Source organism: Aeromonas sp. R2-3 (genome assembly GCF_040908375.1).
Lineage (GTDB): Bacteria > Pseudomonadota > Gammaproteobacteria > Enterobacterales > Aeromonadaceae > Aeromonas > Aeromonas veronii.
On record NZ_JBFODP010000030.1, the window covers coordinates 185,957 to 198,219 of the forward strand.

Consider the following 12,263-nt stretch of genomic DNA (forward strand, 5'->3'; position numbering starts at 1 on the left):
GATCATCGCATCGTTATTACTGCTGATCACCCAAATATCCATCATTGGGCTCGCTCGTTTTATCGCCCTATTTCCTGACTTGGTCGGGTATCGTATGTCTGGTGTTCTATTGTGCAGCGCACGTTGGCGGCACCATGATGTTTAAGTTTTTAATGTTTTTATATGGCTTTGCAGTCTGGCTAACCGACAGGGGCGAGGGGGATCAATAAAGTAGCGGCCACAATCACACGCAGAGTACATAACAATGAAAAACCTCTCACCCCTACAAACCACACAAGAAAAGGCCGCCTTTATGGGCGGCCAACAAATTGCCGGTATGCCGCTCTTTATATTTCTGGGGTTGGCGACCTGCGTTCTCTTTTCCGGCTGGAACGGCTCGTTGCCGCTGGGCATGGTCGGTGCGCTGGCGCTGATGTTTGTGCTGGGCACCCTGCTGACCGAGCTGGGTGAGCGGATCATGCCGATCCGTGAATATCTGGGGGGCGGCACCATCCTCGCCATCTTCGGCGGCGCCGCCCTGTTCGAATATCAGCTGCTGCCGGTGCAGGCGGGGCAGGTCATCACCAACTTCATGAAGGAGGGGGGCTTTCTCAACTTCTTTATCGCCAGTCTGGTGACAGGGTCCGTGTTCGGCATGAGCGGTGCGCTGCTGAAAAATGCCGCCATGCGCTATCTGCCGGTCATTCTTGGCGGTGTCGCGCTGGCACTGCTGAGCGTGGGGTTGGTCGGCTCCCTGATGGGGTATGGCTTCAAGAATGCAGTGCTGCTGATCGGCCTGCCCATCATGGGCGGCGGCATGGGGGCTGGCGCGGTGCCTCTGGTGGAGATCCTCTCCGGCCCGATGCAGATGTCCAGTGCGGATCTCTTGTCGCGCATGGTACCGGCGGTCGTGATCGCCAATACCCTTGCCATTCTGGTGGGCTCCCTGCTGGCGCGCCTTGGTCGCCGTTACCCCTCCCTGACCGGCAACGGCAAGCTGATGGTCAAGGAAAGTAGCCAGAGCATTGCCGATGAGCAGGCCGAAGCGCCGACCCTGCAGAGTCTCGGCATGGGCCTTTTCATCAGCTCCAGCATGTTTGTGCTGGGCTCCCTGCTTGGCAACTTTATCCCCATGCACCCCTTCGCCCTGATGATTTTGTCCGTCGCCTTTATCAAGGTGAGCGGCCTGCTGCCGCGCCGTTATGAGCAGGCGGCAGCCGACTGGTATCAGTTTGTGGTGAGCAACCTCACTCCCTCCCTGCTAGTGGGGATCGGCGTCGCCTATACCAGTATTCCGGAGCTCATCAGCGCCTTCTCCGTCAGCTACTTCGTGCTGGTCATGGTCACCGTAATCGGTGGCGCCCTCGGCGCGGCGCTGGTGGGTCGGATGATCGGCTTCTACCCCATCGAGGCGGCCATCACCGGCGGGCTCTGTATGGCCAACATGGGCGGCACCGGCGACGTAGCCGTGCTCTCGGCGGCCCAGCGGATGAAGCTGATGCCCTTTGCCCAGATCTCCTCCCGTCTTGGCGGCGCCGTGATGCTTATTTTGGCTACCGCGCTTATCTCCCTGCTCGCCTGATACCGGATTGAGGAACAAACAAAATGAACGACATCATGATGGGCACCAGCCTGCCCTATGCCGAGCGCAAGCGTCAGGGCGTGCGCGGGCGTATGCCCCACAAGGAGGAGTCCCTCTCCCAGCAGCGGCGCCGGATCTACCGATTGGTCAGCGCCATGCAGAGTCCGTTTGACCAGCATCTGCTGCTGCGCCAGCTGCAGGAGGACAACCCGGTGCTGTTCTACGATCTGGTGCGCCACCACCTGCCTGAGTTGCTGCCGATCATCTACACCCCGGTGGTGGGAGAGGCGTGTCAGCGCCACAGCGATCTCTATCTGCGCAGTCACGGTCTCTATCTCTCCTGGCATGACAGGGACGATCTCGACGACATCCTCGAGTCGGTAGAGCAGGAGGTGGATGTGATCGTTATCTCCGATGGTGAGCGGGTGCTGGGGCTTGGCGATCTCGGTATCGGCGGCATGGGGATCTGTATCGGCAAGCTGGCGCTCTACTCCGCCGCGGGTGGCATCAATCCGGCGCGTACCCTGCCGCTCTGCGTCGATGTGGGCACCAACAACCCCGAGCTGCTGGAGGATGACTCCTACCTCGGCTGGCAATCCCCGCGCATCGACGGCGAGAGCTATTACCACTTCATGGACAAGGTGGTGGCCGCCATTCGCAAGCGCTGGCCGCAGGTGGTGCTGCAGTTTGAAGACTTTGCCGGCAAGCATGCCGCCAACTTGCTGACCCGTTATCGCGATGAGCTCTGCATGTTCAACGACGATATTCAGGGCACGGCGGCAGTGGCTTCTGCCTGCGTGCTGGCTGGGTTGCAGCAGGCGGGTACCGCCCTGTGCGATGCGCCGGTACTGATCGTCGGCGCGGGTTCTGCCGGTTGCGGCATCGCCGCCATGCTGGCCCAGCTTGCGGGGAGTCACGACGGCGTCTGGCTGTTTGATCAGGACGGAGTGGTCTGCAGCGATCGTCCCAATTTGACCCACGCCCAACAGCCATTTGCCCGTGCCGTGGAGGAGGGGCGCAGTTCGCTGCTGGAGACCATCCGTCAGGTGCGCCCGACGGTCTTGATTGGCGTGAGCGGTCAGGGCGGCCTCTTTACTGGCGAGGTGCTGCAGGCGATGGGGGAGGTGTGCGATCAGCCGGTGATCCTGCCACTCTCCAACCCGACCCGCAGCGCCGAGGCCACCCCCGAGCAGGTGTGGGCTGCCACAGATGGCCGCGCCCTGCTGGCCACCGGCAGCCCCTTTGCGCCGGTGACGGTGGCGGGGGAGCGGCGGGTAGTCTCCCAGTGCAACAACGTCTATGTCTTCCCGGGGATTGGTCTCGGGGCCTGCGCCGTCAAGGCGCGCCGCATCAGCGATGGCATGTTGCTGGCCGCGGTGCGGGCAGTTGGCGCCTATCCACTGGTGGCAGGTCGGCTGTTGCCCCCCATCGAGCAGGTGGGAGAGGTGGCCCGCGCCGTCGCCAGAGCGGTGGCACTCTGTGCCCGCGAGGAGGGGTTGGCCGATTTTGTCGGCGATCCGGCACCTTTGATTGACCAGACCTGGTGGCATCCGCACTATTGGGCAGCGTCCTGACGTTTTAAGGTATGTGCATGAAACTTCGCCACCAGTTGGTCACCCTCTCTCTTGGGCTCTCCCTGCTGCTGATCCTCATTCTGGGCAGCCTGCTGGCCCTCTTTATCCGTCATCTGCTGGAGAGCAATCTGCAGGATAAAGGGAGCGATCTGGCACGGGTGATGGCGGCGGACACCCGGGTGGTCGAGGCCCTGCGTCAGGGCAGTGATCCTACCCTGCGCGACTACGTGGAGGCGGTCCGCAACCGCACCGACGCCACCTATATGGTGGTGACCGACGAGCATGGTCGCCGCCTCAGCCACCCCAACCCCGAGCTGGTGGGGCAGAAGTTCCGCGGCGAGGATATCTGGCCCGCGCTGCAGGAGCGGCGCAGCTACTGCTCCAAGGATCGGGGCACCATGGGGCCGGCGATCCGCTGCTTCTCTCCTGTGGTTGGCGGGGATGGGCGCGTCATGGGGGCCGTGGTGGTGGGCTACCTGATGCAGCAGGTGGAGGGCATCTATATGGAACGGGTAGCCCTGCTCATCAGCGCCATCGTTGCAGTGCTGGGGTGTGGTCTGCTGCTGGCACTCTGGGTGCAATATCTGCTGCGCAAGACCCTGCTCGATCTGGAGCCGGAGGCGATCGTGCGCCGCTTCACCCTGCAGGATCTGGTGCTGGAGCACATCACCGAAGGGGTCATCGCCCTCGATGGCCGCGGCAACATCAACATGATCAACAGCACCGCCAGCTATCAGCTGCGGCTGCCGGTTACCGGGCGCCACGCCCTGCAGGGGCAGTCGCTGGCGGAGCTGGTGCCGCCCCTTGCCCCCTGTCTGGAGCAGGAGGGGGGCGAGGTGAGCTTCACCATTCAGGGGGAGTCATTTGTCGGTCGCTGGCAGGCGGTGCAGGGCAAGGCGCCGGGGCGGCTGCTGATCTTCAGCCGTCCGGAGGTGGCCGCCAGTCTGGGGGTGCAGGTGACCCACCTGCGCCAGTATGCCGAGATGCTGCGGATGCAGAGCCACGAGTTCGCCAACAAGCTGAGCAGCCTCTCCGGCCTGTTGCAGCTGGGCCATGTGGATCAGGCGGTGGAGCTGATCCAGCAGGAGAACGAAGCGTGCCAGACCATGCTGCAGGAGCTGCTGCGGCTGATCGACAACAAGCCGGTGGCGGGGCTTATTCTCGGCAAGTTCAGCCGGGCCCGCGAGCTCGGGGTAACTCTGGAGCTAGATCCCGATTCGGCGCTGGCGGAGTATCCGGCCTCGGTCTCGGCCGATCTCATCACCCTCATTGGCAACCTGCTGGACAACGGCCTGCAGGCGGCCTGGCGCAACCGCCAGCAGCGGCCACCGCGGGTGCTGCTCTCTCTGTGCGATGTGGGGCGGCGACTGGTGATCGAGGTGGAGGATAGCGGCGAGGGGGTCGACGAGGAGCTGGCCGATCATCTGTTCGATTACGGGGTGAGTCGCCAGAGCGGCGATCACGGGGTGGGTCTGTTCCTGGTCAAGGAGACCGTGGGTCGGCACGAGGGTGTGATAGAATGGCGGCGAACCGCCGAGCAGACCACCCTGTTTGGTATCTACTTGAATAAAAACCAATTAATGTGAGCCATGGACCCAATAATCACGCTTGTTATTGAAGATGACGATCGGATCGGTGCCATCTTGTCAGAACTGGTGGCGGCGACATCCGGTTTCTCCCTGCTGGGGCGGGCCGGCACCCTGGCCCAGGCCGATGCCATGATGGCCGGTGTGGTGCCCCAACTGCTGCTGGTGGATGTATCCCTACCCGATGGCTCCGGCCTTGAGTGGGTGAGCCGCCTGCGCAGCCACAACCGCGAAGCCTACGTCATCATGGTGACTGCCTCGCGGGATGTGGAGACCATCCAGCAGGCCCTCAATCTGGGGGTTCATGACTACGTCATCAAACCATTGCGGCTGTTTCGCATTCAGCAGAGTCTGGACGAGATCCTGCAACTGCATAGCCGTCTGTGCGAGCGGGGTCGGCTTGAGCAGGAAGATCTCGACAAGCTGCTGGGCAAGGGGGGGCGCTCCCAGATCAAGGAGATGCGCGTCACCCCCAAGGGGATCGACAGCATCACCCTGCGTCAGGTACTGGATCTGCTGGCGGGTGAGCCGGAGAGCGTCTTCTCCACCGACACGGTGGCGCTGCGACTCTCCCTCAGCCGCACCACGGCGCGCCGCTATCTGGAATATCTGGAGTCGGAAGACCGGGTGGATGTGGATCTCAACTATGGTCAGCGGGGGCGACCGGAGCGGCGCTACCGCTGGCGCCGGGCCGGTTGAGATGCGCACTGGTGTGCATTGCAGAAACAACAAGGGAGCCATGGGCTCCCTTGTTGTTTCCGGACGATGTTGGTTCTCAGGCGGCTTCCCGTTCGGCTACCGGCGTACGCCCCTTCAGCTGGGAGGCCATCACCCCGCCCAGGATCAGCCCGCCACCCAGCAGGTGATAGCCGTGGATTGGCTCGCCCAGGCCGACGACGGCGATCAGCGCCGTACAGAGCGGCATCAGGTTCATAAAGACCGAGGTGCGCTCGGCGCCCATGCAGGCGAGGCCGCGCATCCAGCAGTAAGCCGCCAGCAGGGAGGAGGCGAGCCCGGCGAAGAGCACCAGTCCCCACCCTTCGGCCGGCACCGCCATCGAGTCGGCGCTGAGAGCGAGTGGCACCAGCAGTAGCACCGCCAGCAGGATCTGCATGTAGAGGTTGAGCCAGGGGCCAAACGGCAGGTGCCAGCGGCGGATCAAGAGGCCGTAAAGGGCGTAGCTGGCGGAGCCCAGCAGCATCATGCCATCCCCCGGGTTGATGCCGTTATGGAGCAGGGCGAGCGGTTCGCCCTTGCCAAGCAGCCAGAGCACCCCGAACAGGGAGAGACTCATGCCGAGCAGTGCCTGTTTGCCGGGACGCTGGCCGAAGAAGAGCGCCCCTTGCAGCAGAGTAAGCAGCGGAATCAGGGAGCCGATCACCCCCATATTGGTGGCCGAGGTGCTGTGGGCGGCGTAGTAGGCCAGACACTGGTAGAGCACCATACCGAGCGCCGCCAGCACCAGCAGCTTGCCGAGCCAGGGGCGAACCTCACTGCGTCGCCGCCAGAGGGTGGGCAGACAGAAGGGGGTCAGCGCCAAGGCGGCGATCACCCAGCGATAGAAGGAGATAGCCGCGGGGTCGAGCACGCTGGCGGCCGCCTTGGACACCACGGTATTGGTAGCCCAGATCAGCACAGCCATCAGCGGAAAGAGAAGAGGGGAAAAGATTCGCATCAGAGGCTCCTTATTAACAGGGGGCCAAGTCTACCCTTGTCTTTATATTATCAAGTAGCGTAAAACAGACAGATGACCCAGCAGAAAAGACAACTCTTTCTGATGCACCTTATTCCGGCCCACACGGACTGCGTTTGCCCGCAACTGATGGCTGCTTTTGGCCTGTGCCGGAGACCGAGCCAACAGGGCGTTGCATCACGCCTGCTCCTCTCTCTCGCTGACAAGGGGCGCTGATGGCCACTCACCACTTTCAGCCGGTAGATGTCGTTCTGCCCGCTCCCAATCCGCTCTTTTTCAGTTACCAGCAGATGCTGGCCGACAGCGCGACCGTGCTGCACTCCCACCCCTGGGGCCAGCTCAACATGATCAGCCTGGGGATCATGGAGATAGAGCTGGGGGATCAGCGACTGGTGGCCCCTGCCGACTACCTGATCTGGGTACCGGCGGATCTCGACCACACCTCCTACAACGAGCAGACCCTCGACTACACCTCCATCTACGTCAGCCACGAGCTGGCGGCCAAGCTGCCGCCAGAGCCCAGATTGCTGCTGCTAACCCCACTTATTCGCGCCCTGCTGAGCGACTTTTGCGAACGGCGGGTGAGCCATATGGCGGATGAGTGGGATCAGCGTCAGGCCGAGTTGCTGGTGGAGCGGCTGGCGCGCACCCGTTGTCAGGAGAGCTACCTGCCGATGAGTCAGGACAAGCTGCTGGCTCCCATGCTGGCGGCGTTGCACAGCGATCCTGCCGATCCCCGTACTCTGGCCCAGTGGGCAGGACAACTGCACACCACAGAGCGCACCCTGGCGCGGCGCTGCCTGCGGGAGCTGGGGATGAGTTTCGGTCAGTGGCGGGCGCGGCTGCGGTTGCTCAAAGCTTTGGCCTGGCTCAAGGGGGACATGCCCATTCAGGAGATTAGCTGGCGGCTCGGTTACGGCTCCACCTCGGCCTTTATCGCCATGTTCAACCGGGAGCTGGGCTGCTCCCCCCAGCGCTATCGCCTACAGTCTGCCCGATAACAAATCGCCGGACATGTCATCTGGTGAAGCAAAACAAGAAGGGCGCCCACAGGCGCCCTTTCTGATGACATTCGCTTGCGCTAGAAGAAGCCGAGCGGGTTGATGTCGTGGCTCACCAGCAGGTTTTTGGTGTTCTGGTAGTGGTCCAGCATCATCTTGTGGGTCTCGCGGCCGATCCCCGACTTTTTGTAACCGCCAAAGGCGGCGTGTGCCGGGTAGGCGTGGTAGCAGTTGACCCAGACACGGCCAGCCTGAATGCCACGCCCCATGCGCCAGGCCAGATTGCTGTCGCGGGTCCACAGGCCTGCTCCCAACCCGTACTGGGTGTCGTTAGCAATGGCCAGAGCATCGGCCTCGTCCTTGAAGGTGGTGACCCCGAGTGCCGGCCCGAAGATCTCCTCCTGGAACACCCGCATCTTGTTTTGACCGGAGAAGATGGTGGGCTGGATGTAGAATCCCCCCTCCAGTCCGCTCACCTTGGCCGGGCCGCCGCCGATCAGCATCTTGGCCCCTTCGCCGCGGCCGATCTCCATGTAGCCCAGGATCTTGTCGAACTGCTCGCGGGACGCCTGCGCCCCCACCTGAGTGGCGGTATCGAGGGGGTTGCCCTGCACTATGGTGCGAGCGCGGGCCAGCACCCGGTCCATGAAGTCGTCATAGATGCTGGCCTGCACCAGCGCGCGGGAGGGGCAGGTACACACTTCCCCCTGATTGAAGAAGGTCATCAGCATCCCTTCTACCGCCTTGTCGATGTAGCTGCTCTCGTGCTGCATCACGTCGGCGAAGTAGATATTGGGGGACTTTCCCCCCAGCTCCACGGTGGAGGGGATCAGCTTGTCGGCTGCGCAGCGCAGGATATGGGCGCCCACTTCGGTCGACCCGGTGAAGGCCAGTTTCTGGATCCGGTTGCTGGTGGCCAGAGCCTGACCTGCCTCGGCGCCGAAGCCGTTGACCACGTTGACCACGCCGGGGGGCAGGATGTCCTTGATGAGATCCATCATCAGCATGATGGTGACCGGGGTCTGCTCGGCGGGCTTGAGCACGCTGCAGCAACCCGCCGCGAGCACAGGGGCCAGCTTCCAGGCAGCCATCAGCAGCGGGAAGTTCCACGGGATGATCTGGCCGACCACGCCGATGGGCTCCTTGAAGTGGTAGCTGACGGTGTTCTGATCCAGCTCGGCGGCCGAGCCCTCCTGAGCGCGAATGCAGCCAGCGAAGTAGCGGAAGTGATCCACCACCAGCGGCAGGTCTGCCGCCAGGGTTTCACGCACCGCCTTGCCGTTCTCCCAGGTTTCGGCGATGGCGAGCCGTTCGATGTTCTGCTCGATGCGATCGGCGATGCGCAGCAGCAGGTTGCTGCGCTCGGTGACGCTGGTTTTGCTCCAGCTGGTGAACGCCTTGTGAGCGGCATCCAGCGCCAGTTCGATATCGGCGGCGTCGGAGCGGGCGACCTCGCAGAATACTTTGCCATCCACCGGCGAGATGTTTTCAAAGTAGCGGCCGGCGCGAGGAGCCACCCACTCACCACCGATGAAGTTGTCGTAACGGGACTTGAAGCTGACCAGGGCACCTGCCTGACCGGGAGCGGTATAAATCATGTCATCATCCTTTATGTGTGTGATCCTGACCGGACTGGCTGACAGACCGGTTGCCAGCTGATATCGCAAGGGGCGTGCCAAAGGGTCTGACCAGCAGACAAAAGGTTACAAAAACGTTATCAAATGGGGTGTGGCAGCGTATCTTGGTTAACCAATGTCCACGGCTATTGCGATAAAACTGTACCGTTTCTGGACAGTGGCCGAGACAGTCGTGCTGTTTGTGAACAGGAGGCGTGATGAGTGAGTCACTTCAACCCGGTCCCGGTCCGATCCAGCGTTCCTGGCAGCGTTGCCTGCATCAGGGGCTGAGCCGCCAGCAGAGCGCTGATCTGGACTTGCTGCCCCAGGGGGAGCTGTCGGCCCGTCAGGAGCAGCACAGGGCGCTGATCGCCTGCTTCCAGCGCTTTGTGCTGCCGCTGTTTGCCCAGTTGCTGGCGGGGCGCCCCTGTCACCTGTTGTTGTGTGACGGTGAGGGGGCCATTCTGGCCGCCAGCGGTGATGAGGGGTTCGCCCGCCATGCCGAGCGTATCTTTTTGCGCAGTGGCGCCCGCTGGGGTGAGGCGAGCAAGGGCACCAATGCCATCGGTACTGCGCTGGCCGAGCAGAGCGAAGTGCAGGTGCTCGGCAATCAGCACTTCTTCGCCCAGCACAGCTTCCTCAGTTGCAGTGCTTGCCCGTTGCTCGGGCCGAATGGGCAATTGCTCGGGGTGCTCGATATCTCCACCGATGCTGCCCATCACGATGGCGATATGCTGGGCACGGTGCGGCTGCTGGCCATGACCCTCGAAAACGCACTGCTGGCGCGTCAGCCGGGCTGGCTGGTGGATCTCGATCCCCAGAGCCTCTGGTCCGCTCGCCTGTTGCTGGGAGAGGAGGGGGAACTGCTCGGTGCCAACCGGGCAGGCCGACTCTGGCTCGGCCAGCACCCTTTCGATGGCAAGCAACTGCTGCGCGAGGGGCGTGGCTTGCGACTGGTGCCAGAAGCGGACACGACCTCTTCCCGCGCCGTGCTGCCTGGTCACTCAAGCCCGGTGCCACATCCGCAGCAGGTGCCGCTCAAGATGCTGGAGCGCGGCATTTCGCTGCTTATCGAGGGGGAGACCGGCAGCGGCAAGGAGCATCTGGTGCGGGCCCTGCACCGAGCATCGAGTCGGCGGGAGCAGCCACTGGTGTGTGTCAACTGTGGCGCGTTGCCAGCAGATCTGGTGGAAGCCGAGCTGTTTGGCTATGTGGGCGGGGCTTTCAGCGGTGCCCGCAGTCAGGGCAGTCAGGGTTATCTGCGTGCAGCCCACGGCGGCATGCTGATGCTCGATGAAATTGGCGAACTGCCGCTGCAGGCTCAAACCCGACTGCTGCGGGTATTGCAGGAGCGCAGCGTGACGCCGGTTGGCAGTCACAAGCCGGAGGCGGTGGATTTCTGGCTGGTCAGTGCCAGCCACCGGGATCTGGCGGCCATGGTGCAGAGTGGCGCATTTCGCGAAGACCTCTATTACCGGATCTGCGGCTGGCGCCAGCAGCTGATGCCGCTGCGCCGTTGGCCTGCCGCTGAGCGTCTGGGGCTGATCCAGCGACTGTTGGCGGAGATGGACCGGACCCTGCGTCTGACCCGCGATGCGGAGCAACAGCTGCTGGCCCATCCGCTGCCCGGCAACGTGCGCCAGCTCAAGCAGGCACTGGAAGTGGCCTGTGTGCTGGCAGAGGGGTTGGGTTGGATAGAACCCGCCCACCTGCATCTGCCCAGTGTGGCCACAGAGCCCGGCGTCTTGCCGATGGGGGAGGCGACCAGCTTGCGTGAACAAACCCGGCGGCAGGTGCAGCAAACGCTGGCGGCATGCGGCGGCAACGTCAGCGAGGCCGCGCGCCAGCTGGGGATCAGCCGAACCACCCTCTACCGGACGCTGCGCGAAGCCCCTTGAGTGCTCACTCCCCCTCACCGGTCGTTTCAAGACGCACATGACGGCTGGAGCACTGCCCATCCAGCCGCTATGATGCGCCCTGGCCGGGGCATTGCGCCCGTTGACTCATCCGTTGAGGATTTTCTGCCATGTCACAACACATAGGGGCGCTGACCCTGCTGGTGGCTGATTACGATCAGGCCATTCGCTTTTTTACCGAGGGACTTGGCTTTGCGCTCCTGGAAGATACCCGGCTCGATGAACCGGGCAAACCGGGCAAGCGCTGGGTGCGGGTTGCCCCCAAAGGCGCCTCCGGTTCTGCACTGCTGCTGGCACAAGCGGCCAATGCGCAGCAGCAGGCCGCCATCGGCCAGCAGGGTGGTGGCCGGGTATTTCTGTTCCTCGAGACCACTGATTTCTGGGGGGATTACCAGCGCATGCAGGCGTACGGTGTTCATTTTTGTGAACAGCCCCGCGATGAACCATATGGCACCGTGGTGGTATTTGAGGATATCAGCGGCAACCGGTGGGACTTGTTGCAACGTACTGCTGCCAACTGAATCTGAAAACGTTTATCATCCCGCCTGTCATAAAGTCATAAAAGTGTCACAGAAAATTCTAATAATTGGCGCACCCATCTTCACAGAGGAGAGAGAAGGGAATGGCTAAGCGAATTCTGGTGGTCGAGGACGAAGCACCGATCCGCGAAATGCTCTGCTTCGTGTTGGAGCAGAAGGGATATGAGACGATTGAAGCGGAAGATTACGCCGATGGACTGGCGAAGGTGCGCGAACCCTACCCCGAACTCATCGTGCTCGACTGGATGATGCCGGGCGGCAGTGGCATCCAGTTTATCAAGCAGCTCAAGCAGGATGAGGTGACGCGCCAGATCCCGGTGGTGATGCTCACCGCCCGCGGTGAAGAGGAGGACAAGGTGCGTGGTCTGGAGGCCGGAGCCGACGACTACATCACCAAGCCATTCTCGCCCAAGGAGCTGACCGCTCGCCTCCATGCGGTGATGCGCCGCGTGTCGCCCACCTCGGTGGATGAGGTGATCGAGGTGCAGGGGCTGAAACTCGATCCTGTCTCCCACCGGGTCAGCGCCGAAGAGAAGGCGCTCGACATGGGGCCGACCGAATTCAAGCTGCTTCACTTCTTCATGACTCACCCCGAGCGGGTCTACAGCCGTGAACAGCTGCTCAATAATGTCTGGGGTACCAATGTGTACGTCGAGGACAGAACCGTGGATGTGCATATTCGTCGCCTGCGCAAGGCGATTGAAGAGACAGGGCACGACAGATTGATCCAGACGGTGCGTGGAGCCGGATACCGCTTCTCAACCCGTCTCTAGAGGC

Annotated in this window: 10 protein-coding genes; 8 read left to right on the forward strand and 2 right to left on the reverse strand. The window is 62.6% G+C overall.

The window, feature by feature from the left end:
- The first annotated feature begins 244 nt into the window (after positions 1–244).
- From AB5Z02_RS16015 to AB5Z02_RS16030, 4 genes are read left to right on the forward strand one after another with little or no spacing between them, the layout of a single operon-like run.
- Positions 245–1,561 carry a 2-hydroxycarboxylate transporter family protein gene (locus AB5Z02_RS16015; RefSeq protein ID WP_368216449.1) on the forward strand — a complete coding sequence of 439 codons (1,317 nt, stop codon included), beginning with the start codon at positions 245–247 and terminating at the stop codon, positions 1,559–1,561.
- 23 nt (positions 1,562–1,584) lie between these two features.
- Entirely contained in the window at positions 1,585–3,135 is a 1,551-nt protein-coding gene (locus tag AB5Z02_RS16020; protein WP_368216451.1) for an NAD-dependent malic enzyme, read from the forward strand.
- A gap of 17 nt (positions 3,136–3,152) precedes the next feature.
- Positions 3,153–4,721: an ATP-binding protein gene (locus AB5Z02_RS16025; RefSeq protein WP_368216453.1), complete on the forward strand. Its 1,569-nt coding sequence runs from the start codon at positions 3,153–3,155 to the stop codon at positions 4,719–4,721.
- 3 nt (positions 4,722–4,724) lie between these two features.
- Positions 4,725–5,420 carry a response regulator gene (locus AB5Z02_RS16030; protein ID WP_139735660.1) on the forward strand — a complete coding sequence of 232 codons (696 nt, stop codon included), beginning with the start codon at positions 4,725–4,727 and terminating at the stop codon, positions 5,418–5,420.
- A 76-nt stretch (positions 5,421–5,496) separates the two neighbouring features.
- Here AB5Z02_RS16030 and AB5Z02_RS16035 read toward each other — a convergent pair whose 3' ends face one another.
- Positions 5,497–6,396: a DMT family transporter gene (locus tag AB5Z02_RS16035; RefSeq protein ID WP_368216454.1), complete on the reverse strand. Its 900-nt coding sequence runs from the start codon at positions 6,394–6,396 to the stop codon at positions 5,497–5,499.
- 233 nt (positions 6,397–6,629) lie between these two features.
- Here AB5Z02_RS16035 and AB5Z02_RS16040 point away from each other — a divergent pair, with 233 nt between their 5' ends.
- Entirely contained in the window at positions 6,630–7,415 is a 786-nt protein-coding gene (locus AB5Z02_RS16040; RefSeq protein WP_139493602.1) for a helix-turn-helix domain-containing protein, read from the forward strand.
- An 80-nt stretch (positions 7,416–7,495) separates the two neighbouring features.
- On the opposite strand, the gene AB5Z02_RS16045 is transcribed toward AB5Z02_RS16040, so the two are convergent.
- Positions 7,496–9,013 (reverse strand): aldehyde dehydrogenase family protein, encoded by a 1,518-nt coding sequence (locus AB5Z02_RS16045; protein WP_042079825.1) that lies wholly within the window; start codon positions 9,011–9,013, stop codon positions 7,496–7,498.
- Positions 9,014–9,249: 236 nt separating this feature from the next.
- On the opposite strand from AB5Z02_RS16045, the gene AB5Z02_RS16050 reads away from it, so the two are divergent.
- From AB5Z02_RS16050 to phoB, 3 genes are all read left to right on the forward strand, one after another.
- A complete protein-coding gene (locus AB5Z02_RS16050; protein WP_368216456.1) occupies positions 9,250–10,929 on the forward strand; it encodes a sigma-54-dependent Fis family transcriptional regulator in 1,680 nt (559 codons plus the stop codon).
- Between the two features lie 128 nt (positions 10,930–11,057).
- Positions 11,058–11,468: a VOC family protein gene (locus AB5Z02_RS16055; protein ID WP_021229136.1), complete on the forward strand. Its 411-nt coding sequence runs from the start codon at positions 11,058–11,060 to the stop codon at positions 11,466–11,468.
- Between the two features lie 101 nt (positions 11,469–11,569).
- Positions 11,570–12,259: a phosphate regulon transcriptional regulator PhoB gene (gene phoB, locus AB5Z02_RS16060; protein WP_005338414.1), complete on the forward strand. Its 690-nt coding sequence runs from the start codon at positions 11,570–11,572 to the stop codon at positions 12,257–12,259.
- Positions 12,260–12,263: the final 4 nt, after the last annotated feature.

Bases quoted from the DNA above. Each gene is read 5' to 3' on its own strand.
- AB5Z02_RS16015 (WP_368216449.1), top strand. From the start codon at position 245: ATGAAAAACCTCTCACCCCTACAAACCACACAAGAAAAGGCCGCCTTT.
- AB5Z02_RS16020 (WP_368216451.1), top strand. From the start codon at position 1,585: ATGAACGACATCATGATGGGCACCAGCCTGCCCTATGCCGAGCGCAAG.
- AB5Z02_RS16025 (WP_368216453.1), top strand. From the start codon at position 3,153: ATGAAACTTCGCCACCAGTTGGTCACCCTCTCTCTTGGGCTCTCCCTG.
- AB5Z02_RS16030 (WP_139735660.1), top strand. From the start codon at position 4,725: ATGGACCCAATAATCACGCTTGTTATTGAAGATGACGATCGGATCGGT.
- AB5Z02_RS16035 (WP_368216454.1), bottom strand. From the start codon at position 6,396: ATGCGAATCTTTTCCCCTCTTCTCTTTCCGCTGATGGCTGTGCTGATC.
- AB5Z02_RS16040 (WP_139493602.1), top strand. From the start codon at position 6,630: ATGGCCACTCACCACTTTCAGCCGGTAGATGTCGTTCTGCCCGCTCCC.
- AB5Z02_RS16045 (WP_042079825.1), bottom strand. From the start codon at position 9,013: ATGATTTATACCGCTCCCGGTCAGGCAGGTGCCCTGGTCAGCTTCAAG.
- AB5Z02_RS16050 (WP_368216456.1), top strand. From the start codon at position 9,250: ATGAGTGAGTCACTTCAACCCGGTCCCGGTCCGATCCAGCGTTCCTGG.
- AB5Z02_RS16055 (WP_021229136.1), top strand. From the start codon at position 11,058: ATGTCACAACACATAGGGGCGCTGACCCTGCTGGTGGCTGATTACGAT.
- phoB (WP_005338414.1), top strand. From the start codon at position 11,570: ATGGCTAAGCGAATTCTGGTGGTCGAGGACGAAGCACCGATCCGCGAA.